This window comes from Pseudomonas sp. YuFO20, from assembly GCF_035064975.1.
Taxonomy (GTDB): domain Bacteria; phylum Pseudomonadota; class Gammaproteobacteria; order Pseudomonadales; family Pseudomonadaceae; genus Aquipseudomonas; species Aquipseudomonas putida_AE.
In genome coordinates this window covers 136,132-159,115 of the sequence record NZ_JAXDEO010000003.1, presented here as the reverse complement: position 1 = coordinate 159,115, position 22,984 = coordinate 136,132, and the positions used below count along the sequence as shown (strand labels likewise).

The following is a 22,984-nucleotide window of genomic DNA, read 5'->3' as shown; positions in this document are numbered from 1 at the left end:
AACAGCATGAGTGCAGTTGAGAGCGTCGGCCCACAAGCGTTGCCGGCACTGCAAGAACAGGTCGAGCAGATCATCGCTGAAGCCAAGCGCCAGGGCGCCAGTGCCTGTGAAGTGGCGGTGTCGCTGGAACAAGGCCTGTCGACCACGGTTCGTCAGCGTGAAGTCGAAACCGTCGAATTCAATCGCGACCAGGGTTTTGGCATCACGCTGTACGTCGGTCAGCGCAAGGGCTCGGCCAGCACCTCGGCCAGTGGCCCTGAGGCGATTCGCGAAACCGTTGCCGCTGCCCTGGCGATTGCCAAACACACCTCGGAAGACGAAGCCTCGGGCCTGGCGGATGCCGCGCTGATGGCCAAGGACGTGCAGGACTTCGACCTGTTCCACCAATGGGATATCACTCCGGAACAGGCGATCGAGCAGGCTCTGGCCTGTGAAGCTGCAGCCTTTGCTGCTGACAGCCGGATCAAGAACGCCGATGGTACGACCCTGAGTACCCATCAGGGCTGCCGTGTCTATGGCAATAGCCACGGGTTTGTTGGCGGTTATGCGTCGACCCGGCATAGCTTGAGCTGCGTCATGATCGCCGAGGCCGATGGCCAGATGCAGCGCGATTACTGGTACGACGTGAACCGCCAGGGCAACCTGCTGGCCGATCCGGTGAGCATCGGTCAACGTGCTGCCCAGCGCGCGGCGAGCCGTCTGGGCGCGCGTCCGGTGCCGACCTGCGAAGTGCCGGTGCTGTTTTCCGCGGAGCTGGCCGGTGGTTTGTTCGGCAGTTTCCTGTCGGCGATTTCCGGCGGCAGCCTGTATCGCAAATCGTCGTTCCTCGAAGGTACCCTGGGGCAGAAGCTGTTCCCGGAATGGCTGACCATCGACGAGCGTCCGCACCTGATGCGGGCCATGGGCAGTGCGGCATTTGACGGCGATGGCCTGGCGACCTACGCCAAACCGTTCGTCGAAAAAGGCGAGCTGGTGTCCTACATCCTCGGTACCTATTCCGGCCGCAAGCTTGGCATGCCGAGCACCGCCAACGCGGGCGGCGTGCACAACCTGTTCGTCACCCACGGTGATGAGGACCAGGCTGCGTTGCTGCGTCGCATGGGCCGCGGCCTGCTGGTGACCGAACTGATGGGCCAGGGCCTGAACATGGTGACCGGCGATTACTCCCGTGGCGCGGCGGGTTACTGGGTCGAGAACGGCGAAATCCAGTTCGCGGTCCAGGAAGTAACCATCGCCGGCAACATGCGCGACATGTTCAAGCAGATCGTTGCCGTGGGTAATGACCTGGAGCTGCGCAGTAACATTCGCACCGGTTCGGTGTTGATCGAGCGGATGACGGTGGCGGGCAGCTAAGCCTCGCCGTTACACAAAAAGGCGCGCCACCCCTCAGGTGGCGCGCCTTTTTTTATATGCCTTACACAGATCCCATGTGGGAGCGGGCTTGCTCGCGAAGGCGGCACGCGAGTCAACGAAGATGTTGAATGTGCAGGCCTCTTCGCGAGCAAGCCCGCCCCACAGTGAGTTCTACGTGCGCTATCGAGCTTGTGTTGGTTCTCATTATCATCTAATAATAAATCTCATTACCGAATGAGCCCCGGATCATGAGTTCTGCCTTGCACGAGCAGCCTTACCTCGAAAGCTGGCGCTGGATGAGTCGCCAGATCCGTTGCGCGATGGATCCCGACGAGCCGCGCCTGATCGATCATTACCTGGCCGAAGGCCGGTATCTGGCCTGTTGCACGGCAACCTCGCCCTGGACCATTGCCCAAACCTCCTTCCGTTTGCTGCTCGACACCGCTGCGGATGTCGCGCTGCCATGGCACTGGCGCACTTACTGCCTCGACCAGGCCTGGCGCCCTTTGCGCGAACTCGAACGCCTCGCCTTGTGCAAATGCCGCCTCAAGCGCTGGCAGAGCTACACCTGGCAACTGGCGACCTGCGAGCTGCAACCCTCGATTCCCTTAACTGAACTGGTGCAAGGATTTTCAGATGACCAAGACACGTATTGAGCGCGACAGCATGGGCGAGCTTCAGGTCCCGCATGACGCCCTCTATGGCGCACAGACTCAGCGTGCAGTGGATAACTTCCCGATCAGCGGCAAGCCAATGCCGGTGCAGTTCATTCGCGCGTTGATCCTGGCCAAGGCTGCGGCAGCGCGCGCCAACATCGAGCTCAAGCAGATCAGCGAGTCCCAGGGCATCGCCATCGTCGAGGCTGCGCAAGGCTTGCTGGAAGGCGATTTCATGCAGCACTTCCCGGTGGATGTGTTCCAGACCGGTTCCGGCACCAGCTCCAACATGAACGCCAACGAAGTGATCGCCACCCTGGCCAGCCGCCTGCTCGGCGAGCCGGTGAACCCCAACGATCACGTCAATTGCGGGCAGAGCAGCAACGACATCATCCCGACCACTATCCACGTCAGTGCCGCGCTGGCCTTGCACGAGCAGTTGTTGCCGGCCCTGAACGGGCTGGTGCAGGTGATCGAGCGCAAGGCGCAAGAGGTGCATCACCACGTCAAGACCGGGCGCACCCACCTGATGGATGCCATGCCGGTGCGCATGAGCCAGGTGCTCAATGGTTGGGCGCAACAGCTCAAGGCCAACATCGGCCATTTGCAAGGCCTGCAGCCAAGCCTGCAATCCCTGGCCCAGGGCGGTACGGCAGTGGGCACCGGGGTCAATGCGCATCCCGAATTCGCGGCGCGCTTCAGCCAACAACTGAGCAAGCTGACCCAGGTGCAATTTACGCCGGGCGTGGATCTGTTTGCCTTGATCGGCTCCCAGGACACCGCCGTTGCCGTTTCCGGCCAGCTCAAGGCGACCGCGGTGTCGCTGATGAAAATCGCCAACGACCTGCGCTGGATGAACTCCGGTCCTCTGGCTGGCCTGGGTGAGATAGAGCTCGAAGCCTTGCAGCCGGGGTCTTCGATCATGCCCGGCAAGGTCAACCCGGTGATCCCGGAGGCCACCGCCATGGTCGCCGCCCAGGTAATCGGCAACGACACGGTGATCACCATCGCCGGTCAGTCGGGCAATTTCGAGCTCAACGTGATGCTGCCCATCGTCGCCCAGAACCTGCTGGGCAGCATCGAATTGCTGGCCAACTCCAGCCGTCTGCTCGGAGAAAAGGCCATCGCCAGCTTCAAGGTCAACGAAGACCGGATCAAGCAAGCGCTTTCGCGCAACCCGATCCTGGTGACGGCACTCAACCCGATCATTGGCTACCAGAAAGCCGCTGAAATCGCCAAGAAGGCCTATCAGCAGGGCCGCCCGGTGATCGATGTCGCACTGGAGCACACCGAACTTGCGCGTAGCCAGCTGGAAGCGTTGCTCAACCCGGAAAAACTCACCGCTGGCGGCGTGTAACCACCACCACCGCTTTGGAGGCTCACCATGGAACACTGGAAACGCACCATCGAAAGGGCAAATCGCTGTTTCATGTTGGGCGAGCTGGTCGATGCCCGCGAGGCTTACTTGCAGGCATTGGCCCTGGCCCAGGTGCTGTTCGAGCGCTGGGCAAATGCCGATGAAGCGGTGGCGGCCTGCGTGATCTCCCATCACAACCTGGCGGACCTGCATTTGCGCCTGAACCAGCCGGAGGAGAGCGCCGAGTACCTGTGCGCCATCCACCAGCGCCTGCTACAGACCGTGCAGGACCCGCGACTGACGCCAGCGCTGCGTGAAGCGGCGCTGCGCCAGAGCAACAAGACCTACGTCGAACTGCTGAATTTCATCAGCGAGCACGGTGAATATCCACGCACCCATCGGTTGCTGCACATCGAGGCTGCATCAAAGTCGCAACGCCCTGCGCCTCACCATCATGGAGTCCACTGAACATGGCTTTTACCCTGCCTGCCTTGCCGTATGCCTACGACGCCCTGGAACCGCACATCGATGCGCAGACCATGGAAATCCACTACACCAAACACCACCAGACCTATATCAACAACCTCAACGCTGCGGTCGAGGGCACCGAGTTCGCCGAGTGGCCAGTGGAAAAGCTGGTGGCCGCCGTGCAGCAACTGCCGGAGAGGCTCCGTGCGGCGGTGATCAACCAGGGCGGCGGCCACGCCAACCATTCATTGTTCTGGGAAGTCATGGCGCCGCACGGCGGCGGCAAGCCTGAAGGCGCGCTGGCCAAGGCGATCGATGAGCAGCTGGGTGGCCTCGACAGTTTCAAGGACGCTTTCACCAAGGCGGCGTTGACCCGTTTCGGCAGTGGCTGGGCGTGGCTGAGCGTAACCCCACAAAAGACCCTGGTCGTGGAAAGCAGCGGCAACCAGGACAGCCCGTTGATGAACGGCAATACGCCGATCCTCGGCCTGGATGTGTGGGAACACGCCTACTACCTGCGGTATCAGAACCGCCGTCCGGAATACATCAGCGCGTTCTACAACGTGATCAATTGGCCGGAAGTTGCGGCGCGCTATCAAGCGGCACTGGCCTGAGTCCTTTATAAAAACAACCCAAGGCTGATTATGGGCACTGAAACGCTGGCGATCGGAAGTGGACGAATGTTTCGTTACGCATTCGGATCGCTGTTACTGCTGGCGGGCATGAGCTTGCTGGTTGCACATGGGCTGGCCTGGCTGGACCTTGAACCGCGGCTGTCGCGGGCGTTGCAGGGCGGTGCGATCTGCGCCCTGGGCACGGCGCTCGGGGCTGTGCCGGTGCTGGTGATCCGGCGCATGCCCCAGGCACTCAGCGATTCGCTGCTGGGCTTTGGTGCTGGCGTCATGCTCGCGGCGACAGCGTTTTCGCTGATCATGCCGGGCATTGCCGCGGCAGAAAACCTGGGCATGAGTCCGTGGGCTGCCAGCGGCCTGATGTGTCTTGGCATCCTGCTCGGCGCCTTCGGTCTGTTCCTGGTGGATTGCCAGGTCTCGGGTGCTTCACCGCAAATGCTCGTCGGCACCGTGGAGCATCCGGTCATTGCGCCACGGATCTGGCTGTTCGTGTTTGCCATCATTGCCCATAACATCCCCGAAGGCATGGCGGTCGGCGTGTCGGCCGGTGGCGGCATGCCTGACGCCGACAGCCTGGCGATGGGCATTGCCCTGCAGGATGTGCCGGAGGGGTTGGTGATCGCGCTGGTGCTGGCGGGAGCCGGGATGTCGCGGTTCAAGGCTTTCCTGATCGGTGCTGCGTCAGGGTTGGTGGAGCCAGTGTTCGCGCTGTTGTGCGCATGGCTGGTGAGCCTGGCCGAACTGTTGTTGCCTTTGGGGTTGGCGCTGGCGGCGGGGGCGATGCTGTTGGTGGTCACCCACGAAGTGATTCCCGAGTCGCGCCGCAATGGTCACGACAAATTGGCAAGCCTTGGGCTGCTGATCGGGTTTTGCCTGATGATGGTGATGGATACGGCGTTGGCCTAAAAAGATCGCAGCCTGCGGCATCTCCTACAGGTAAACACGATCCCATGTAGGAGCTGCCGCAGGCTGCGATCTTTTGATCTTGACCTTTATTCGCCTTCGTCGAAGTAGTTGTTGATCAACTTCACCAGCGCATCCAGCGCTTCCTGTTCCTGCTCGCCTTCCGTGCTCAGGTAAATCCTGGTGCCCTTGCCGGCGGCCAGCATCATCATCGCCATGATGCTTTTACCGTCGACGGTGGTCTCTGGCGTGCGTCCTACCCTGATCGTGCAATCCTTGAATTGACCGGCGATTCCAACGAATTTTGCCGAAGCGCGGGCATGCAGGCCCAGCTTGTTGATGATTTCGATTTCCAGAGCAGGCATCGCGGTGTGAATCCTTTAGCTGAGGTCGCGGTGGCGAACCTGGACGTTCTTCAGGGATTGCTGCAGGACCTGGCCAAGACGTTCAGTCAGGTAGACGGAGCGGTGATGGCCGCCGGTGCAGCCAATGGCAATAGTGACATAGGCGCGGTTGCTGGCGGCAAAGCGTGGCAGCCATTTGAGCAGGTACGTAGAAATGTCCTGGAACATCTCCTCGACATCGGGTTGCGCCGCCAGGTAATCGGCCACCGGTTGGTCGAGCCCGGACTGCTCGCGCAGTTCCGGCTTCCAGTAAGGATTGGGCAGGCAGCGCACATCGAATACCAGGTCGGCGTCGACCGGCATGCCACGCTTGAATCCGAACGACTCCACGAGGAATGCCGTACCGGGTTCCGGCTGGTTCAGCAGGCGCAGCTTGATGGTATCGCGCAGTTGATACAGGTTCAGGCTGGTGGTGTTGAGCTTGAGGTCGGCCAGGTCGGCAATCGGCCCGAGCAGGGTGGTCTCGTCGTTGATCGCCTCGGCCAGTGAGCGGTTGGCATTGCTCAGCGGGTGACGGCGGCGGGTTTCCGAGAAACGCTTGAGCAGGGTTTCTTCGTCGGCATCCAGGTACAGGACATCGCACTGGATGTGGCGGCTGCGCACTTCGGCCAGCAGTTCGGGGAAACGCGACAGGTGACTTGGCAGGTTGCGCGCATCGATGGATACGGCAACCAGCGGTTGCGCCAGCTCGGTGTGAATCAGCGCGCGCTCGGCCAGTTCGGGCAGCAAACCGGCAGGCAGGTTGTCGATGCAGTAGTAGCCGTTGTCCTCGAGGACGTCGAGGGCGGTACTTTTACCTGAGCCGGAACGACCGCTGACGATGATCAAGCGCATGATTAGTGACCGTTTTGCTCGTCCAGGACAACCTGATACAAGGCTTCATTGCTCGCGGCACTGCGCAGTTTTTCGCGCACTTCCTTGCGGTCGAGCATGCTGGCGATCTGGCGCAAAAGCTCCAGGTGCGCATCGGTAGCGGCTTCCGGGACCAGTAGCACGAACAGCAGGTCAACCGGAGCGCCGTCGATGGCGTCGAAATCGATGGGGGCGTCGAGGTGCATCAAGGCGCTGATGGGCGATGTGCAGCCCTTCAGGCGACAGTGGGGAATGGCGATGCCGTTGCCAAAACCGGTCGAACCGAGTTTTTCACGGGCGATCAAAGCCTCGAAGACATCTTGCATCTCCAGATCCGGCACTTCCCGGGCGATCAGGTTGGCAATTTGCTCGAGGGCTTTCTTTTTACTGCCGCCCGGCACGTTCACCAGGGAACGGCCGGGGGTCAGGATGCTTTCAAGTCGGATCATGGGTTGGGAGTGTTAACGACCCGTAGCGCCCTGGAGGAGGCTCTGGGTCTTTTCCTTATGCTTTTTGAGTTGTTTATCCAGCTTGTCGGTCAGTAAGTCGATAGCTGCGTACATATCAGTATGTTCCGCGTTTGCGACGACCTCATTGCCGGGAATATGCAGCGTGGCTTCGATTTTTTGCTTCAGCTTTTCGACGCACATCGTGACTTGCACGTTGGTGATCTTGTCGAAATGTCGCTCCAATCGTTCGAGTTTTTCGCCGATGTAGGTGCGAAGAGGTTCGGTCACTTCCAGTTGGTGTCCACTGATGTTGACTTGCATACAGCTTCTCCTTCGTTGCCAGTGCATAAAGCGGCAGATCCAGATGATCTGCCACTGGAACGCTGTGGCGTGGCCCTACATCAACCGCTTGCGTTCGCTCGAAGGCGCGATCCCGAGGGATTCGCGGTACTTGGCGACGGTGCGGCGAGCCACCTGAATGCCTTGTGCCTCCAGTAAACCAGCGATCTTGCTGTCACTCAACGGCTTTTTCTGATTTTCCGCCGCCACCAGTTTTTTGATGATCGCGCGAATCGCCGTGGACGAGCATTCTCCGCCCTCGGAGGTGCTGACGTGGCTGGAGAAAAAGTATTTCAGTTCATAGATGCCCCGAGGGGTATGCATGAATTTCTGCGTGGTCACCCGCGAAATCGTCGACTCGTGCATGCCGACCGCTTCGGCGATGTCATGCAGCACCAGCGGTTTCATGGCCTCGTCGCCGTACTCCAGGAAGCCGCGCTGATGTTCGACAATCTGCGTGGCCACTTTCATCAGGGTTTCGTTGCGGCTCTGCAGGCTCTTGATGAACCAGCGGGCTTCCTGCAGCTGATTGCGCATGAAGGTGTTGTCGGCGCTGGTGTCGGCACGGCGCACGAAGCCTGCGTACTGGGCGTTGACCCGCAGGCGCGGCACCGACTCCTGGTTCAACTCCACCAACCAGCGTTCGTTGTCCTTGCGCACGATCACGTCGGGTACCACGTATTCGGCTTCGGTCGACTCGATTTGCGAGCCAGGGCGCGGGTTGAGGCTCTGCACCAGTTCGATCACCTGGCGCAGTTCATCTTCCTTGAGTTTCATGCGGCGCATCAGCTGGCTGTAGTCGCGGCTGCCGAGCAAGTCGATGTAGTCGGTGACCAGGCGCTTGGCCTCGGCCAGCCAAGGCGTCTTGGCGGGTAGCTGGCGCAATTGCAGCAGCAGGCATTCGCCCAGGTTGCGGGCAGCGATGCCGGCGGGTTCGAATTGCTGGATGCGGTGCAGGACGGCTTCGATTTCGTCCAGTTCGATGTCCAGTTCCGGATCGAAGGCTTCGAGGATCTCCTCCAGCGTCTCGTCCAGATAACCCTGGTTGTTGATGCAGTCGATCAGGGTCACGGCGATCAGGCGATCGGTGTCGGACATCGGTGCCAGGTTCAATTGCCACAGCAGGTGGCTTTGCAGGCTCTCGCCCGCCGATGTGCGGGTGGTGAAATCCCACTCGTCGTCATCGTTGCTCGGCAGGCTGCTGGCACTGGTCTGGTACACGTCTTCCCAGGCGGTGTCGACCGGCAGTTCGTTAGGAATGCGCTCGTTCCAGTCGCCTTCCTCGAGGTTATCGACCGTCGGGGCGGTTTCCTGGTAAGAGGGTTCCTGGATGTCGGTACTGGGCTTGTGTTCGGCGTTGTCGGCCAGCGGGTCGGAATTGTCGAAGTCGTCGCCTTCTTCCTGGCGCTCGAGCATCGGGTTGGACTCCAGGGCCTCCTGGATTTCCTGTTGCAGGTCCAGGGTCGACAATTGGAGCAGGCGGATGGCCTGTTGCAGCTGCGGTGTCATCGTCAGCTGCTGGCCCATTCTCAAGACTAGCGATGGTTTCATGGCAGGGGCTTAACACCTTATTCGCCGGCGCACATGCGCCATCCACTACAGGGCGCCGGAGCGCCAAACATAAGCAAATTATATGCCCGAAACCGCGGCGTTTGCCTAGAGCGCTGTAACAATAAAAAAAGGTTGATTTTTTATTGCGCCGAGCGCTCGGTCGACCCGCCGGACACCTCGACGCTTACAGACGGAATTCGTGCCCCAGGTACACTTCCTTGACCAGGTCATTGGCCAGGATGGTTTCAGCGTCACCTTCGGCGATCAGTTGGCCATCGTTGACGATGTAGGCGGTTTCGCAGATATCCAGGGTTTCACGGACGTTGTGGTCGGTGATCAGCACGCCGATGCCCTTGGCCTTGAGGTGATGGATGATCTGCTTGATGTCGCCCACCGAAATCGGGTCGACGCCGGCGAACGGTTCGTCGAGCAGGATGAATTTCGGGTTGGTGGCCAGTGCCCGGGCGATTTCCACGCGGCGGCGCTCGCCGCCGGACAGGCTCATGCCGAGGTTGTCGCGGATGTGGCTGATGTGGAATTCCTGCAGCAGGCTTTCCAGTTCCTTGCGGCGGCCGGCCTTGTCGAGTTCCTTGCGGGTCTCGAGGATGGCCATGATGTTGTCGGCCACCGACAGTTTGCGGAAGATCGACGCTTCCTGTGGCAGATAGCCGATGCCCGCCTTGGCGCGACCGTGCATCGGCTGGTGGCTGACGTCGAGGTCATCGATCAGCACGCGGCCCTGATCGGCCTGTACCAGGCCGACGATCATGTAGAAGCAGGTGGTCTTGCCGGCGCCGTTGGGGCCGAGCAGGCCGACGATCTGGCCGCTGTCGATGGACAGGCTGACGTCACGCACGACCTGGCGGCTCTTGTAGCTCTTGGCCAGGTGCTGGGCTTTCAGAGTTGCCATTACGGGGCCTTTTGCTCGTCGGTTTTCTTTTTCGGCTGGATCACCATGTCGATGCGCGGACGCGACTCGGTCACCTTGCTGCCTGTGGCGCGACCGGCGCTGGCCAGTTTCTTCTCGGTGTCATAGACGATTTTCTCGCCCTGGGTGACGTTGTTGTCCTTGTCGATGACTTTGGCCTTGTCGATCAGCACGACGCGGTTTTGCGGAGCGAGGTACTGGATGGTCACGCCCCAGCCCTGCACCGGCTTGGAGTCGCCAGCCGTCTGCATTTGCTCGAAGTAGGCCAGGTTGCCCACCGAGGTCACCACGTCGATGTCGCCGTTCGGCGCGCGGGTCATGGTCACCTTGTTGCCGGTGACCTTCATCGAGCCCTGGGTGATGATGACGTCGCCGCTGTACGTGGCGATGCCTTGCTTGTCGTCCAGCTGGGCATCGTCGGCCTGAATGCGAATAGGCTGCTGTTGATCGTCCGGCAGAGCCCAGGCGCTCACGCTTCCCAGTGCAGCGCCCAGACTGAGCAAAATAGGGAGGGTTTTAACGAGCCTCATACTGTCCTCTTACGTTCGATAGCAGGTGTATCCTGCTTTCTTTCAAATACGCCTTCATTCCCTTGCCAGTCGATACACCGCCAGCGCCGTCGATTCTAACGTCTCGCTCGGTCTGCGCATATTGCTGCTGCGGGAACACGGTCATGCGAGTGGTGGTGATCAGCGTCCTGCGATTTTTCTCGTCAAAACGTGTAATGCGTACCGAATCGATCAACTCGACCTCAGTGCCGTCGGGGTTGACCTCGCCTTTTTCGCTCTGCACGTGCCACGGAAACTCGGTGCCGCGGAACATGTTCAGGTCGGGGTTTGTCAGCAGCGTCACCTCGGTGGCCTTGAGGTGCTCGACCTTGTCCGACGTCATCTCGTACTGCAGCCTGCCGTCCGGCAGGAACTGTACGCTGTGGGCGTTGGTGGCGTAATAGTCGATCGCACTCTCATCGACTTGCACGACCGGCTTGTCGAGGAAGCGTTCCGGGCTGATGTTCCAGTAGCCGACCGCAGCGAAAATCGCCGTGATGCTACCGAACACCAGTATGTTGCGAAACTTTTTACTTAGCATTATCTGGCTCACAGGTACGCGGCGTTAGCCTCATCGAGACGGCCTTGGGCGCGCAGGATCAATTCGCAGAATTCACGGGCGGCACCTTCGCCACCTCGGGCCTGGGTGATGCCGTGAGCGTGCTCGCGCACGAAGCTGGCGGCATTGGCCACGGCCATGCCCAGGCCGACGCGGCGGATCACTGGCAGGTCCGGCAAATCGTCACCGAGGTAGGCGACCTGCTCATAGCTTAGGCCGAGTTGGCCAAGAAGCTCGTCGAGCACCACCAGTTTGTCCTCGCGGCCCTGATACAGGTGGGGGATGCCGAGGTTCTTCGCCCGTCGCTCGACCACCGGGGTCTTTCGCCCGCTGATGATGGCGGTTTGCACGCCGGCCGCCATCAGCATCTTGATGCCCTGGCCGTCGAGCGTGTTGAAGGTCTTGAATTCGCTGCCGTCTTCGAGGAAGTACAGGCGCCCGTCGGTCAGGACGCCGTCGACATCGAACACCGCCAGCTTGATCTGTTTGCCGCGTTGCAGCAGGTCAGCGCTCATTACATTACTCCCGCACGCAGCAAGTCGTGCATGTTCAAGGCGCCGACCGGGCGATCTTCGCTGTCGACCACGACCAGCGCGTTGATTTTGTGATCTTCCATTATTTTCAGGGCCTCGGCGGCGAGCATTTCGGCACGGGCGGTCTTGCCGTGGGCTGTCATGACCTGATCGATGGTGGCGCTGTGGATGTCGATACTGCGGTCCAGCGTGCGTCGCAAATCGCCGTCGGTGAAGATCCCGGCCAGCTTGCCATCGGCCTCGAGCACCACGGTCATGCCCAGGCCTTTGCGGGTCATTTCCATCAGCGCATCCTTGAGCAGGGTGCCGCGTTGTACTTGCGGCAGCTCCTGCCCGGCGTGCATGACGTTTTCGACTTTCAGCAGCAGGCGTCGGCCCAATGCACCGCCCGGGTGGGAAAAGGCGAAATCCTCGGCGGTAAAACCTCGGGCTTCCAGCAGTGCAACGGCCAGGGCATCGCCCATGACCAGCGCGGCGGTCGTCGACGAGGTGGGCGCGAGGTTCAGCGGGCAGGCTTCATGCTCGACATGCACATTCAAGTTGACCTCGGCGGCCTTGGCCAGCGGTGAGTCGGGCTTGCCGGTCATGCTGATCAACTGGATGCCCAGGCGCTTGATCAGTGGCAACAGGGTGACGATTTCATTGGTTGAGCCGGAATTCGACAGCGCCAGGATGATGTCGTCGCGGGTGATCATGCCCATGTCGCCATGGCTGGCCTCGGCAGGGTGCACGAAAAAGGCCGTGGTGCCAGTACTGGCCAGGGTCGCGGCGATCTTGTTGCCGATATGCCCCGATTTGCCCATGCCGACCACGACGACACGGCCTTTGCTGGCCAGAATCATTTCGCAGGCGCGCACGAAATCCGCGTCGATACGGGGCAGCAAGCCTTTTACGGCTTCCACTTCGAGGCGGATGGTGCGTTGTGCTGACTTGATCAGGTCGCTGGATTGGCTCATTTCGAAAATGTTTAGCCTGATGAAAAGGCGGCGATTATAGCCGGTATGGTTCAAACCCTCACGCAAGTTCGTTGCCCATTGTCATTCATTGTTACCTAATCCCCTCTGGATTGAGCCTTCCTGGCTGTCATGTTGCTGAACATGGCCCGGCATTGGCCTTGGGCGCGTGCCGCTTGCAGTGATATAGTTCGCCGCCAGTTCGGCCCGCCCAGGAGGTAGTGTGCTTTTGTCAGGAAGCCAGGCGTCCGAGTGTGAGGCTGCATCGCAAGGAGTTTAGATGAGCGCCGATAACGCCTACGCGGTCGAGCTGAAGGGACTGACCTTCAAGCGCGGTACGCGCAGCATTTTCAATAACATTGATATCCGCATCCCGCGCGGCAAGGTCACCGGCATCATGGGGCCTTCCGGATGTGGCAAGACCACGCTGTTGCGCCTGATGGGCGCGCAGTTGCGGCCTGCCAGTGGCGAAGTCTGGGTCAATGGCCAGAACCTGCCGGCGTTGTCGCGCAGTGATCTGTTCGATGCACGCAAGCACATGGGTGTGCTGTTTCAGAGTGGCGCACTGTTTACCGACCTCGATGTCTTCGAGAACGTCGCCTTCCCGTTGCGCGTTCATACCGGGCTGCCCGAAGAAATGATCCGCGACATCGTCCTGCTCAAATTGCAGGCCGTGGGGTTGCGTGGCGCCATCGACCTGATGCCCGACGAGCTGTCCGGCGGCATGAAACGTCGCGTCGCACTGGCGCGGGCGATTGCGCTCGATCCACAGATTCTCATGTATGACGAGCCTTTTGTCGGCCAGGACCCCATTGCCATGGGTGTGCTGGTGCGCCTGATCCGCTTGCTCAACGATGCGCTGGGCATTACCAGTATCGTGGTGTCCCATGACCTGGCCGAAACCGCCAGCATTGCCGACTACATCTATGTGGTGGGCGATGGCCAGGTATTGGGGCAGGGCACGCCCGACGAACTGATGAACTCGGACGAGCCGCGTATCCGTCAATTCATGACAGGCGAGCCCGACGGTCCGGTCGCCTATCACTTTCCAGCGACGGATTACCGCGCAGATCTTCTGGGGAAGCGTTGATGCGCAAGATTTCACTGTTGGAAAGGGTGCGCCGGTTCGGCCACGCGGGCATCGATGTGCTGGCGGTGTTCGGGCGCTCCTCGATTTTCCTGTTTCATGCACTGCTGGGACGCGGCGGTATCGGTGGCGGGTTTGGCCTGCTGGTCAAGCAACTGCATTCGGTGGGGGTAATGTCCCTGGTGATCATCGTGGTCTCCGGGATATTCATCGGCATGGTGCTGGCGCTCCAGGGCTTCAACATCCTGTCCAGCTACGGTTCGGAGCAGGCGGTGGGGCAGATGGTGGCGCTGACGCTGCTGCGTGAACTGGGGCCGGTGGTCACCGCATTGCTGTTCGCCGGGCGTGCCGGTTCGGCACTGACGGCGGAAATCGGCAACATGAAGTCCACCGAACAGCTCTCCAGCCTGGAAATGATCGGGGTGGACCCGCTCAAGTACATCATTGCCCCGCGCCTGTGGGCCGGCTTCATTTCCTTGCCGGTGCTGGCGATGATTTTCAGCGTGGTGGGTATCTGGGGCGGTTCCTGGGTGGCCGTCGACTGGCTGGGTGTCTATGACGGCTCCTACTGGGCGAACATGCAGAACAGCGTGACGTTTGCCGACGATGTGCTCAACGGCATCATCAAAAGCATGGTCTTTGCCTTTGTCGTGACCTGGATCGCCGTATTCCAAGGCTATGACTGTGAGCCCACTTCAGAAGGGATCAGTCGTGCCACTACCAAGACCGTGGTGTATGCCTCTTTGGCTGTGCTCGGCCTGGACTTTATTCTGACCGCCTTGATGTTTGGAGATTTCTGATGCAAAACCGCACCCTGGAAATCGGTGTCGGCCTTTTCTTGCTGGCTGGCATCCTGGCTTTGCTGTTGCTGGCGTTGCGGGTCAGTGGCCTGTCCCCGAGCCCGAACACCGAAACCTATAAACTTTATGCGTATTTCGACAATATCGCCGGATTGACTGTCAGAGCCAAGGTGACCATGGCCGGTGTGACCATCGGCAAGGTCACGGCAATCGATCTGGACCGCGACAGTTTCACTGGTCGGGTGACCATGCAGCTGGAGAAGCGTGTAGATAATCTACCGGCAGACTCCACTGCATCTATCCTGACCGCTGGCCTGTTGGGCGAGAAGTACATCGGTATCAGCGTGGGTGGGGAAGAAGCCCTGCTCAAGGATGGCGGGACCATCCATGACACCCAGTCGTCGCTGGTGCTCGAGGACCTGATCGGTAAATTCCTGCTCAATACCGTTAGCAAAGACGCCAAATGAGGAGCTTTTGAATGATCTCTACCTTGCGACGTGGCCTGTTGGTTTTGCTCGCGGCCTTGCCGTTGGTGGCTAACGCCGTGGCGGCGCCTTCCGCGCACGAACTGGTCCAGGACACCACCAACCGGTTGCTGGCCGACCTGGCCGCCAACAAAGAGAAGTACAAGCAGGATCCGCAGGACTTCTATGCAGCGCTCAACAGCATTGTCGGCCCGGTGGTGGATGCCGAGGGCATTTCCAAGAGCATCATGACGGTCAAGTACTCGCGCAAAGCCACACCTGCGCAAATGAAGACCTTTGAAGAAAACTTCAAGAAAGGTCTGTTCCAGTTCTATGGGAATGCCCTGCTCGAGTACAACAACCAGGGCATCACCGTTGATCCTGCCAAGGACGAGTCGGGCGAACGTACCAGCGTCGGCATGACGGTCAAGGGCAGCAACGGCGCGATCTATCCTGTGTCCTACACGCTGGAGAAGGTCGGCGGCGAGTGGAAGCTGCGTAACGTCATCATCAACGGCATCAACATTGGCAAGCTGTTCCGTGATCAGTTCGCTGATGCGATGCAGCGCAATGGCAACGACCTGGACAAAACCATCAATGGTTGGGCAGGGGAAGTCGCCAAGGCCAAGGAATCCACCGAGAAACAGACCCAATGAGTGAGTCGGCGGTCCGCATGGACGAGGCCGGCGAGCTGCGGCTCAGCGGTGTGCTGGATTATCGAACCGGTCCGGAACTGCGCCGGCAGGGGCAGTCGCTGATTAACTCCAGCAAGGCCGCGGCCGTGGTGGTCGATTGTTCAGCGGTGGAGAAGTCCAGCAGCGTCGGTCTGTCGTTGCTGTTGTGTTTCATGCGTGATGCCCAGGCGGCCGGCAAGGCGCTGAGCATCCGCGGGATGCCAGAAGATATGCGCGAAATAGCCCAGGTCAGTGAGCTGACCGAGCTGTTGGCGCATCCCTAACCCGCATCTATAAGGAAGCCCCCCGTCAGAGTCCTGCTTCCCGGGGTTCGCAGGCGCGGGGCTTTTTTGTATGATGTCCGACCCGCGCGCACAGGGCGCCGATTGAGGTTGAGCATGCAGGCCAACGAAGTTAAGAGCTTTCTTGAAGGAAAGCTGCCCGGAACGAATGTAGAAGTCGAGGGCGAAGGCTGCAATTTCCAGCTGAACGTGATTAGCGATGAACTGGCGGCGTTGAGCCCGGTGAAGCGTCAGCAGCAGATCTATGCCCATTTGAACCCATGGATCACCGATGGCAGCATCCATGCGGTCACTATGAAATTTTTCAGCAGCGCGGCCTGGGCCGAGCGCACCTGAGCCCAAGGGCGTCGAGATTCTTATGGATAAATTGATTATTACTGGCGGTGCTCGTCTCGATGGCGAAATCCGTATCTCCGGGGCAAAGAACTCGGCACTGCCGATTCTCGCTGCCACCCTGCTGTGCGACGGTCCCGTGACCGTGGCCAACCTGCCGCACCTGCACGACATCACCACCATGATCGAGTTGTTCGGTCGCATGGGCATCGAGCCGGTGATCGACGAGAAGCTGGCCGTTGAAATCGACCCGCGCACCATCAAGACCCTGATCGCTCCGTACGAACTGGTTAAAACCATGCGTGCGTCGATCCTGGTGCTGGGCCCGATGGTTGCCCGCTTCGGTGAAGCCGAAGTCGCGCTGCCTGGCGGTTGCGCCATCGGCTCGCGTCCGGTTGACCTGCACATCCGTGGCCTGGAAGCCATGGGCGCGATCATCGACGTCGAAGGCGGCTACATCAAGGCCAAGGCCCCTGAAGGCGGCCTGCGTGGCGCGCACTTCTTCTTCGACACCGTCAGTGTGACCGGTACCGAAAACATCATGATGGCGGCCGCTTTGGCCAAGGGTCGCAGCGTTCTGGCTAACGCCGCGCGCGAGCCGGAAGTGGTCGACCTGGCGAACTTCCTGAACGCCATGGGTGCCAAGGTTTCCGGTGCTGGCACCGACACCATCACCATCGATGGCGTCGAGCGTCTGCACACCACCACCTACAAGGTGATGCCGGACCGTATCGAAACCGGCACCTACCTGGTGGCCGCGGCCGTGACCGGCGGGCGTGTGAAGGTCAAGGACACCGATCCGACCATCCTCGAAGCCGTGCTGGAAAAACTCCGCGAAGCCGGTGCCGAAATCACCTGCGGCGAAGACTGGATCGAGCTGAACATGCACGGCAAGCGGCCTAAAGCCGTCAACGTGCGCACCGCTCCGTACCCGGCGTTCCCGACCGACATGCAGGCGCAGTTCATCTCCCTCAACGCCATTGCCGAAGGCACGGGCGCCGTGATCGAGACGATCTTCGAAAACCGCTTCATGCACGTGTACGAACTGCACCGCATGGGCGCCAAGATCCAGGTCGAAGGCAACACCGCCATCGTTACCGGTACCGAGAAGCTCAAGGGCGCGCCAGTGATGGCCACCGACCTGCGTGCCTCGGCCAGCCTGGTGATCTCGGCGCTGATCGCCGACGGCGACACCCTGATCGACCGCATCTACCACATAGACCGTGGTTACGAGTGCATCGAAGAGAAACTGCAGATGCTGGGCGCCAAGATCCGCCGCGTTCCGGGCTAGTACCTGCTGCATGGGCACAGGGAAGTGCCCGTTGAATTGTTCAAAGTCGAGGGTGGTCTACACCCTCGATGTATGTCCGGCGCCATTTGCGACCGGGCATGAGTACCTTGATAAGGACTGACGTTTCCCATGTTGACCATCGCACTGTCCAAGGGCCGCATCCTTGACGACACCCTGCCGCTTCTGGCTGAAGCGGGCATCGTGCCGACCGAGAATCCGGACAAGAGCCGCAAGCTGATCATTCCCACGACCCAGGAAGATGTACGCCTGTTGATCGTGCGTGCCACCGACGTGCCGACTTATGTCGAGCATGGTGCCGCCGACCTCGGTGTCGCCGGTAAAGACGTGCTGATGGAATACGGCGGCCAGGGCCTGTACGAGCCGCTGGACCTGCAGATTGCCCAGTGCAAGTTGATGACCGCCGGCAAGGTCGGCGCAGTCGAGCCCAAGGGCCGCCTGCGTATCGCCACCAAGTTCGTCAACGTTGCCAAGCGCTACTACGCCGAGCAGGGCCGTCAGGTCGACATCATCAAGCTCTACGGCTCGATGGAGCTGGCGCCGCTGATCGGCCTGGCCGACAAGATCATCGACGTGGTCGACACCGGTAACACGCTGCGGGCCAACGGCCTGGAGCCACAGGATTTCATCGCGGCCATCAGCTCCCGACTGATCGTCAACAAGGCTTCGATGAAAATGCAGCACGCCCGTATCCAGGCGTTGATCGACACCCTGCGCAAGGCAGTGGAGTCTCGACACCGCGGCTGATTCACCTGCGCGGCCTTGAGTCGCGCCCGTCTATCCGCCTCATAGCCAGAATTCTCAGGTGCCCAAGCGGAAACGACTGCTAAGTTAGGGCGCCTGAGTTTTTTGCCAATCCTATGAGGCTCTCGCTATGACCGCACCGACTGCAATTCGCCGACTCAACGCTGCTGACCCGGATTTCGCGCATCATCTGGATCATCTGCTGAGCTGGGAAAGTGTGTCTGACGACTCGGTCAATCAGCGAGTGCTGGACATCATCAAGGCCGTGCGCGAGCGCGGTGACGCGGCGCTGGTGGACTTCACCCGTCAGTTCGACGGCCTGGACGTGAAGTCCATGGCGGACCTGATCCTGCCGCGAGAGCGTCTGGAACTGGCACTGACGCGCATTACCGTGCCCCAGCGCGAAGCCCTGGAAAAAGCCGCGGCCCGAGTACGCAGCTATCACGAAAAGCAGAAGCAGGACTCCTGGAGCTACACCGAGGCCGATGGCACCGTGCTGGGCCAGAAGGTCACGCCGCTGGATCGCGCCGGCCTGTATGTGCCGGGTGGCAAGGCGTCCTACCCGTCATCGGTGCTGATGAACGCGATTCCGGCCAAGGTTGCCGGCGTGACCGAAGTGGTCATGGTGGTGCCGACCCCTCGCGGTGAGATCAACGAGCTTGTGCTGGCTGCCGCCTGCATCGCCGGTGTCGACCGTGTATTCACCATCGGGGGTGCCCAGGCGGTGGCCGCGTTGGCCTACGGTACCGAAAGCGTGCCGATGGTCGATAAAGTGGTCGGCCCGGGCAACATCTACGTTGCCACTGCCAAGCGCCACGTATTCGGCCAGGTCGGTATCGACATGATCGCCGGTCCGTCGGAGATCCTCGTGGTGTGTGACGGCAAGACCGATCCGGACTGGATCGCCATGGACCTGTTCTCCCAGGCCGAGCACGACGAAGACGCCCAGGCGATCCTGGTCAGCCCGGATGCCGAGTTCCTCGACCAGGTTGCCGCGAGCATCGCCAAGCTGATGCCGACCATGGAACGCGCCCAGATCATCGAAACCTCGATCAACGGCCGTGGTGCGCTGATCAAGGTGCGCGACATGGAGCAAGCCATCGAAGTGGCCAATCGCATCGCGCCGGAGCACCTGGAGCTGTCGGTCGCCGATCCACAAGCCTGGCTGCCGCAGATTCGCCATGCCGGTGCCATCTTCATGGGCCGTCACACCAGCGAAGCGCTGGGCGACTACTGTGCAGGCCCGAACCATGTGTTGCCGACTTCCGGCACGGCGCGATTTTCGTCGCCGCTGGGTGTGTACGACTTCCAGAAGCGTTCGTCGATCATTTTTTGCTCGGAGCAGGGCGCGTCCGACCTGGGCAAAACCGCTTCCGTGCTGGCCCGTGGCGAGTCGCTGACCGCCCACGCCCGCAGTGCCGAATATCGCATCATCGACGACAAGCAGGGGAACTGAGATGAGTAAATTCTGGAGCCCGTTCGTCAAGAACCTGGTGCCGTACGTACCGGGCGAACAGCCAAAACTGGCGAAACTGGTGAAGCTCAACACCAATGAAAACCCGTACGGTCCATCGCCCAAAGCCCTGGCTGCGATGCAGACTGAACTGAACGACAACCTGCGCCTGTACCCGGACCCGAACAGCGATCGGCTGAAAAATGCCGTGGCCCAGTACTACGGCGTGCAGAGCAACCAGGTGTTTCTCGGCAACGGTTCCGACGAAGTCTTGGCGCACATCTTCCACGGCTTGCTGCAGCACGATCAGCCGTTGCTGTTCCCGGACATCAGCTACAGCTTCTACCCGGTTTACTGCGGCTTGTATGGCATCCAGTTCGATGCGGTGCCGCTGGACGAGCAGTTCCAGATCAACCCGGCGGACTACGCCAAACCGAACGGCGGGATTATTTTCCCCAACCCGAACGCACCGACCGGTTGCCTGTTGGCACTCGATGCCATCGAGCAGATCCTCAAGGCCAGCCCGGATTCGGTGGTAGTGGTCGATGAGGCCTACATCGATTTCGGCGGCGAGACGGCGATCAGCCTGGTGGATCGTTATCCGAACCTGCTGGTGACCCAGACCCTGTCCAAGTCGCGCTCGCTGGCCGGTCTGCGGGTCGGCTTGGCGGTGGGGCATCCGGACCTGATCGAGGCGCTGGAGCGGATCAAGAACAGCTTCAACTCCTATCCGCTGGATCGGATGGCGAATGTCGGGGCCGCGGCGGCGTTCGAGGATCGTGAATACTTTGACAAGACTTGCCGCCTGGTGATCGAGAGTCGCGAGAAGGTTGTTGCACAGTTGAAAGCGAAGGGCTTTGAAGTACTGCCATCGGCGGCGAACTTCATTTTCGCCCGTCACCCCCAGCACGATGCAGCAGGCCTGGCGGCCAAACTGCGCGAGCAAGGCGTGATTGTCCGGCACTTCAAGCAGGAGCGGATTGCCCAGTTCCTGCGGATCTCGATCGGTACACCTGAGCAGAATCAGGCGCTGATCGACGGCCTCGGCGACCTATAAACCCTGTGGGAGCGGGCTTGCTCGCGAAGGTGTGTCAGCGACATGGGTGTCGACTGACACACCTTCGCGAGCAAGCCCGCTCCCACATTGGTTTTTGTATACGGCTTAGTTTTCTTCTTTCTCTTTGACCGGCGCAGGCGGCGGACGCAAGCCAATCTCAGCCGTTAGCTTCAGTTCCTTGCCATTGCGCATCACCTGGATCGCGACCTTGTCGGTCGGCTTGATCCGCGCCACCTGATTCATCGAGCGACGGCCATCGCCAGCCGGCTCGCCGTCGATGCTGAGGATCACATCGCCCAATTGCAGGCCGGCCTTTTGCGCCGGACCGTCACGGAAAATCCCCGCGACCACGATGCCCGGGCGCCCCGACAGGCCAAACGACTCCGCCAGTTCCTGGGACAACGGTTGCACTTCGATACCGAGCCAGCCGCGAATCACCTGGCCGTGTTCGATGATCGACTTCATCACTTCCATGGCCAGCTTTACCGGAATCGCGAAGCCGATGCCCTGGGAACCGCCGGATTTGGAAAAAATCGCCGTGTTGATGCCGGTCAGGTTGCCGTTGGCGTCCACCAGCGCACCGCCTGAGTTGCCGGGGTTGATCGCGGCGTCGGTCTGGATGAAGTCTTCGTAGTTGTTCAGGCCCAGCTGATTGCGCCCGGTGGCGCTGATGATGCCCATGGTCACGGTCTGGCCGACGCCGAACGGGTTACCGATGGCCAGGGTCACGTCGCCGATGCGGATGTTGTCGGAGCGGCCCACGGTGATCGACGGCAGGTTCTTCAGGTCGATCTTGAGGACCGCCAGGTCGGTTTCCGGATCGCTGCCGATCACCCTTGCCAGGGTTTCACGGCCGTCCTTGAGCGCCACCACGATCTGATCGGCACCGCTGGTCACGTGGTTGTTGGTGAGGATGTAGCCTTGCGGGCTCATGATCACGCCGGAACCGAGGCTCGACTCCATGCGTTTCTGCTTGGGCGAGTTGTCGCCGAAGAAACGGCGAAACTGCGGATCCTCGAACAGCGGGTGATTGGGTTTGTTGATGACTTTGGTGGTGTACAGGTTCACCACCGACGGCGCGGCGGTGGTCACCGCGTCGGCATAGGACACTGGGCCTTGCTGCATACTGGTGGTTTGCGGGGCTTGTTGCAGGTTGACGTCGAGGCTTGGAAGCCCGACCCACTGCGGGTAACGCTGGATGATTAACAGAGCGACAAGCACGCCGGCCAACAGCGGCCAGCCGGAAAAACGCAGCGCCTTGAGCATTAAGCACGTCCTGAGAGAGTTGCAGGCGGTATGAGACCGCTCATAATGACGCGCATTATACGAGGCCGCGCGTGCCTCTGAACGGGATATTTAGGAGTCTTTTATGGCCGTCGCCCTGAGCACCCTGGTCGAAGAAGCCGACCGTTACCTCGGCAGTTCGAAAATTGCCGATTACTGCCCCAACGGCCTGCAGGTCGAGGGCCGGCCGCAGGTGATGCGCATCGTCAGCGGCGTCACCGCCAGCCAGGCCTTGCTCGATGCCGCGGTGGAGGCCAACGCCGACCTGGTGCTGGTGCATCACGGCTACTTCTGGAAAGGCGAAAACCCGTGCATCACCGGCATGAAGCAGCGCCGCCTGAAGACGCTGCTCAAGCACGATATCAGCCTGCTGTCCTATCACCTGCCGCTGGACCTGCACCCTGACGTTGGCAACAACGTGCAGTTGGCGCGGCAGCTGGACATCACCGTCGAGGGTCCGCTGGACCCGGACAACCTGAAGATCGTCGGCCTGGTCGGTTCGTTGAACGAACCCGTGACGCCCCGGGACTTCGCCCGCCGCGTGCGCGAGGTGATGGGCCGCGAACCTTTGCTGATCGAAGGCGGCAACATGATACGCCGGGTCGGCTGGTGCACCGGCGGCGGTCAGGGCTACATCGATCAGGCGGTGCTGGCGGGTGTCGATCTGTACCTGAGCGGGGAAGCGTCCGAGCAGACCTTCCACAGTGCCCGGGAGAACGACATCAGCTTCATCGCCGCCGGTCACCATGCCACCGAGCGGTATGGCGTGCAGGCGCTGGGTGACTACCTGGCCCGACGGTTCGCCCTCGAACACATCTTCATCGATTGCCCCAACCCGATCTAAATGTGGGAGCGGGCTTGCTCGCGAAGGCGGTGTGTCATTCAACATTTATGCTGACTGATTCGCCGCCTTCGCGAGCAAGCCCGCTCCCACAAAGGTCCGCGGCGCCCAAACGGGCGGGCATATTCATATGCTCTTTCGATCTAGTTAG

General features: G+C 60.7%; 28 protein-coding genes. 17 read left to right on the top strand and 11 right to left on the bottom strand.

The window, feature by feature from the left end; all coding sequences use genetic code 11:
• Positions 1-6 precede the first annotated feature (6 nt).
• The 6 genes from pmbA to SOP85_RS03015 all read left to right on the top strand — a co-directional run bounded on the left by pmbA (position 7) and on the right by SOP85_RS03015 (position 5,372).
• Entirely contained in the window at positions 7-1,353 is a 1,347-nt protein-coding gene (pmbA, locus tag SOP85_RS03040; RefSeq protein WP_046820559.1) for a metalloprotease PmbA, read from the top strand.
• Between the two features lie 248 nt (positions 1,354-1,601).
• Positions 1,602-2,009, top strand: a complete 408-nt coding sequence (locus tag SOP85_RS03035) for a hypothetical protein (RefSeq protein ID WP_046820558.1) — start codon at positions 1,602-1,604, stop codon at positions 2,007-2,009.
• On the top strand, positions 1,990-3,366 hold the full coding sequence (locus SOP85_RS03030; protein WP_323626023.1) for a class II fumarate hydratase: 1,377 nt from the start codon (positions 1,990-1,992) through the stop codon (positions 3,364-3,366). The genes SOP85_RS03035 and SOP85_RS03030 overlap by 20 nt, the downstream gene beginning before the upstream one ends.
• Positions 3,367-3,393: 27 nt before the next feature.
• On the top strand, positions 3,394-3,834 hold the full coding sequence (locus SOP85_RS03025) for a hypothetical protein (RefSeq protein ID WP_323626022.1): 441 nt from the start codon (positions 3,394-3,396) through the stop codon (positions 3,832-3,834).
• 2 nt (positions 3,835-3,836) lie between these two features.
• Positions 3,837-4,448 carry a superoxide dismutase gene (locus tag SOP85_RS03020; protein ID WP_323626021.1) on the top strand — a complete coding sequence of 204 codons (612 nt, stop codon included), beginning with the start codon at positions 3,837-3,839 and terminating at the stop codon, positions 4,446-4,448.
• 30 nt (positions 4,449-4,478) lie between these two features.
• Positions 4,479-5,372: a ZIP family metal transporter gene (locus SOP85_RS03015; protein WP_274074015.1), complete on the top strand. Its 894-nt coding sequence runs from the start codon at positions 4,479-4,481 to the stop codon at positions 5,370-5,372.
• Between the two features lie 86 nt (positions 5,373-5,458).
• On the opposite strand, the gene SOP85_RS03010 is transcribed toward SOP85_RS03015, so the two are convergent.
• From SOP85_RS03010 to SOP85_RS02965, 10 genes are all read right to left on the bottom strand, one after another.
• Positions 5,459-5,734, bottom strand: a complete 276-nt coding sequence (locus SOP85_RS03010) for an HPr family phosphocarrier protein (protein ID WP_046820553.1) — start codon at positions 5,732-5,734, stop codon at positions 5,459-5,461.
• 15 nt (positions 5,735-5,749) lie between these two features.
• Positions 5,750-6,607, bottom strand: a complete 858-nt coding sequence (rapZ, locus tag SOP85_RS03005; RefSeq protein WP_083348227.1) for an RNase adapter RapZ — start codon at positions 6,605-6,607, stop codon at positions 5,750-5,752.
• Between the two features lie 2 nt (positions 6,608-6,609).
• Positions 6,610-7,074, bottom strand: coding sequence for a PTS IIA-like nitrogen regulatory protein PtsN (gene ptsN / locus SOP85_RS03000; protein WP_274074014.1), 465 nt, complete (start codon positions 7,072-7,074; stop codon positions 6,610-6,612).
• Between the two features lie 12 nt (positions 7,075-7,086).
• Positions 7,087-7,395, bottom strand: coding sequence for a ribosome hibernation-promoting factor, HPF/YfiA family (hpf, locus tag SOP85_RS02995; protein ID WP_274074013.1), 309 nt, complete (start codon positions 7,393-7,395; stop codon positions 7,087-7,089).
• 75 nt (positions 7,396-7,470) lie between these two features.
• Positions 7,471-8,964 (bottom strand): RNA polymerase factor sigma-54, encoded by a 1,494-nt coding sequence (locus SOP85_RS02990; RefSeq protein ID WP_274074012.1) that lies wholly within the window; start codon positions 8,962-8,964, stop codon positions 7,471-7,473.
• Positions 8,965-9,148: 184 nt separating this feature from the next.
• Positions 9,149-9,874, bottom strand: a complete 726-nt coding sequence (gene lptB / locus SOP85_RS02985; protein ID WP_008054366.1) for an LPS export ABC transporter ATP-binding protein — start codon at positions 9,872-9,874, stop codon at positions 9,149-9,151.
• Positions 9,874-10,422 carry a lipopolysaccharide transport periplasmic protein LptA gene (gene lptA / locus SOP85_RS02980; RefSeq protein WP_274074011.1) on the bottom strand — a complete coding sequence of 183 codons (549 nt, stop codon included), beginning with the start codon at positions 10,420-10,422 and terminating at the stop codon, positions 9,874-9,876. The genes lptB and lptA overlap by 1 nt, the downstream gene beginning before the upstream one ends.
• Positions 10,409-10,981: an LPS export ABC transporter periplasmic protein LptC gene (gene lptC, locus SOP85_RS02975; RefSeq protein WP_274074010.1), complete on the bottom strand. Its 573-nt coding sequence runs from the start codon at positions 10,979-10,981 to the stop codon at positions 10,409-10,411. Before lptC ends, lptA begins: the two co-directional genes overlap by 14 nt.
• A gap of 8 nt (positions 10,982-10,989) precedes the next feature.
• Positions 10,990-11,514: a KdsC family phosphatase gene (locus SOP85_RS02970; RefSeq protein ID WP_274074009.1), complete on the bottom strand. Its 525-nt coding sequence runs from the start codon at positions 11,512-11,514 to the stop codon at positions 10,990-10,992.
• Complete coding sequence (locus tag SOP85_RS02965) at positions 11,514-12,488, bottom strand: KpsF/GutQ family sugar-phosphate isomerase (RefSeq protein ID WP_323605554.1); 975 nt, start codon at positions 12,486-12,488, stop codon at positions 11,514-11,516. The genes SOP85_RS02970 and SOP85_RS02965 overlap by 1 nt, the downstream gene beginning before the upstream one ends.
• Before the next feature lie 277 nt (positions 12,489-12,765).
• Here SOP85_RS02965 and SOP85_RS02960 point away from each other — a divergent pair, with 277 nt between their 5' ends.
• From SOP85_RS02960 to hisC, 10 genes are all read left to right on the top strand, one after another.
• A complete protein-coding gene (locus SOP85_RS02960; protein ID WP_274074007.1) occupies positions 12,766-13,575 on the top strand; it encodes an ATP-binding cassette domain-containing protein in 810 nt (269 codons plus the stop codon).
• Positions 13,575-14,372 (top strand): lipid asymmetry maintenance ABC transporter permease subunit MlaE, encoded by a 798-nt coding sequence (gene mlaE, locus SOP85_RS02955; RefSeq protein ID WP_274074006.1) that lies wholly within the window; start codon positions 13,575-13,577, stop codon positions 14,370-14,372. The genes SOP85_RS02960 and mlaE overlap by 1 nt, the downstream gene beginning before the upstream one ends.
• A complete protein-coding gene (gene mlaD / locus SOP85_RS02950) occupies positions 14,372-14,839 on the top strand; it encodes an outer membrane lipid asymmetry maintenance protein MlaD (protein WP_034147091.1) in 468 nt (155 codons plus the stop codon). Before mlaE ends, mlaD begins: the two co-directional genes overlap by 1 nt.
• An 11-nt stretch (positions 14,840-14,850) precedes the next feature.
• A complete protein-coding gene (locus SOP85_RS02945; protein WP_274074005.1) occupies positions 14,851-15,492 on the top strand; it encodes an MlaC/ttg2D family ABC transporter substrate-binding protein in 642 nt (213 codons plus the stop codon).
• Positions 15,489-15,794 carry an STAS domain-containing protein gene (locus tag SOP85_RS02940; protein WP_274074004.1) on the top strand — a complete coding sequence of 102 codons (306 nt, stop codon included), beginning with the start codon at positions 15,489-15,491 and terminating at the stop codon, positions 15,792-15,794. The genes SOP85_RS02945 and SOP85_RS02940 overlap by 4 nt, the downstream gene beginning before the upstream one ends.
• A gap of 114 nt (positions 15,795-15,908) precedes the next feature.
• Positions 15,909-16,148, top strand: a complete 240-nt coding sequence (locus SOP85_RS02935) for a BolA family protein (RefSeq protein ID WP_274074003.1) — start codon at positions 15,909-15,911, stop codon at positions 16,146-16,148.
• Positions 16,149-16,170: 22 nt separating this feature from the next.
• Positions 16,171-17,436 (top strand): UDP-N-acetylglucosamine 1-carboxyvinyltransferase, encoded by a 1,266-nt coding sequence (gene murA / locus SOP85_RS02930; RefSeq protein WP_046820542.1) that lies wholly within the window; start codon positions 16,171-16,173, stop codon positions 17,434-17,436.
• Between the two features lie 129 nt (positions 17,437-17,565).
• A complete protein-coding gene (gene hisG / locus SOP85_RS02925; protein ID WP_008018703.1) occupies positions 17,566-18,201 on the top strand; it encodes an ATP phosphoribosyltransferase in 636 nt (211 codons plus the stop codon).
• Positions 18,202-18,328: 127 nt separating this feature from the next.
• Entirely contained in the window at positions 18,329-19,654 is a 1,326-nt protein-coding gene (hisD, locus tag SOP85_RS02920; protein WP_274074001.1) for a histidinol dehydrogenase, read from the top strand.
• Position 19,655: 1 nt separating this feature from the next.
• A complete protein-coding gene (hisC, locus tag SOP85_RS02915) occupies positions 19,656-20,708 on the top strand; it encodes a histidinol-phosphate transaminase (RefSeq protein ID WP_323605559.1) in 1,053 nt (350 codons plus the stop codon).
• A 105-nt stretch (positions 20,709-20,813) separates the two neighbouring features.
• On the opposite strand, the gene algW is transcribed toward hisC, so the two are convergent.
• On the bottom strand, positions 20,814-21,974 hold the full coding sequence (gene algW, locus SOP85_RS02910) for a Do family serine endopeptidase AlgW (RefSeq protein WP_274073999.1): 1,161 nt from the start codon (positions 21,972-21,974) through the stop codon (positions 20,814-20,816).
• A 103-nt stretch (positions 21,975-22,077) separates the two neighbouring features.
• Between algW and SOP85_RS02905 the strand changes: the two genes are divergently transcribed.
• Complete coding sequence (locus tag SOP85_RS02905) at positions 22,078-22,836, top strand: Nif3-like dinuclear metal center hexameric protein (RefSeq protein WP_274073998.1); 759 nt, start codon at positions 22,078-22,080, stop codon at positions 22,834-22,836.
• The last annotated feature ends 148 nt before the right edge of the window (positions 22,837-22,984 follow it).

Bases quoted from the DNA above. Each gene is read 5' to 3' on its own strand.
- ptsN (WP_274074014.1), bottom strand. From the start codon at position 7,074: ATGATCCGACTTGAAAGCATCCTGACCCCCGGCCGTTCCCTGGTGAAC.
- lptB (WP_008054366.1), bottom strand. From the start codon at position 9,874: ATGGCAACTCTGAAAGCCCAGCACCTGGCCAAGAGCTACAAGAGCCGC.
- mlaD (WP_034147091.1), top strand. From the start codon at position 14,372: ATGCAAAACCGCACCCTGGAAATCGGTGTCGGCCTTTTCTTGCTGGCT.
- algW (WP_274073999.1), bottom strand. From the start codon at position 21,974: ATGCTCAAGGCGCTGCGTTTTTCCGGCTGGCCGCTGTTGGCCGGCGTG.
- SOP85_RS02990 (WP_274074012.1), bottom strand. From the start codon at position 8,964: ATGAAACCATCGCTAGTCTTGAGAATGGGCCAGCAGCTGACGATGACA.
- lptA (WP_274074011.1), bottom strand. From the start codon at position 10,422: ATGAGGCTCGTTAAAACCCTCCCTATTTTGCTCAGTCTGGGCGCTGCA.
- SOP85_RS02970 (WP_274074009.1), bottom strand. From the start codon at position 11,514: ATGAGCGCTGACCTGCTGCAACGCGGCAAACAGATCAAGCTGGCGGTG.
- pmbA (WP_046820559.1), top strand. From the start codon at position 7: ATGAGTGCAGTTGAGAGCGTCGGCCCACAAGCGTTGCCGGCACTGCAA.
- lptC (WP_274074010.1), bottom strand. From the start codon at position 10,981: ATGCTAAGTAAAAAGTTTCGCAACATACTGGTGTTCGGTAGCATCACG.
- murA (WP_046820542.1), top strand. From the start codon at position 16,171: ATGGATAAATTGATTATTACTGGCGGTGCTCGTCTCGATGGCGAAATC.
- hisG (WP_008018703.1), top strand. From the start codon at position 17,566: ATGTTGACCATCGCACTGTCCAAGGGCCGCATCCTTGACGACACCCTG.
- hisC (WP_323605559.1), top strand. From the start codon at position 19,656: ATGAGTAAATTCTGGAGCCCGTTCGTCAAGAACCTGGTGCCGTACGTA.
- hpf (WP_274074013.1), bottom strand. From the start codon at position 7,395: ATGCAAGTCAACATCAGTGGACACCAACTGGAAGTGACCGAACCTCTT.
- rapZ (WP_083348227.1), bottom strand. From the start codon at position 6,607: ATGCGCTTGATCATCGTCAGCGGTCGTTCCGGCTCAGGTAAAAGTACC.
- SOP85_RS02960 (WP_274074007.1), top strand. From the start codon at position 12,766: ATGAGCGCCGATAACGCCTACGCGGTCGAGCTGAAGGGACTGACCTTC.
- mlaE (WP_274074006.1), top strand. From the start codon at position 13,575: ATGCGCAAGATTTCACTGTTGGAAAGGGTGCGCCGGTTCGGCCACGCG.
- SOP85_RS03035 (WP_046820558.1), top strand. From the start codon at position 1,602: ATGAGTTCTGCCTTGCACGAGCAGCCTTACCTCGAAAGCTGGCGCTGG.
- SOP85_RS03010 (WP_046820553.1), bottom strand. From the start codon at position 5,734: ATGCCTGCTCTGGAAATCGAAATCATCAACAAGCTGGGCCTGCATGCC.
- SOP85_RS02905 (WP_274073998.1), top strand. From the start codon at position 22,078: ATGGCCGTCGCCCTGAGCACCCTGGTCGAAGAAGCCGACCGTTACCTC.
- SOP85_RS03025 (WP_323626022.1), top strand. From the start codon at position 3,394: ATGGAACACTGGAAACGCACCATCGAAAGGGCAAATCGCTGTTTCATG.
- hisD (WP_274074001.1), top strand. From the start codon at position 18,329: ATGACCGCACCGACTGCAATTCGCCGACTCAACGCTGCTGACCCGGAT.
- SOP85_RS02935 (WP_274074003.1), top strand. From the start codon at position 15,909: ATGCAGGCCAACGAAGTTAAGAGCTTTCTTGAAGGAAAGCTGCCCGGA.
- SOP85_RS02945 (WP_274074005.1), top strand. From the start codon at position 14,851: ATGATCTCTACCTTGCGACGTGGCCTGTTGGTTTTGCTCGCGGCCTTG.
- SOP85_RS02965 (WP_323605554.1), bottom strand. From the start codon at position 12,488: ATGAGCCAATCCAGCGACCTGATCAAGTCAGCACAACGCACCATCCGC.
- SOP85_RS02940 (WP_274074004.1), top strand. From the start codon at position 15,489: ATGAGTGAGTCGGCGGTCCGCATGGACGAGGCCGGCGAGCTGCGGCTC.
- SOP85_RS03030 (WP_323626023.1), top strand. From the start codon at position 1,990: ATGACCAAGACACGTATTGAGCGCGACAGCATGGGCGAGCTTCAGGTC.
- SOP85_RS03015 (WP_274074015.1), top strand. From the start codon at position 4,479: ATGGGCACTGAAACGCTGGCGATCGGAAGTGGACGAATGTTTCGTTAC.
- SOP85_RS03020 (WP_323626021.1), top strand. From the start codon at position 3,837: ATGGCTTTTACCCTGCCTGCCTTGCCGTATGCCTACGACGCCCTGGAA.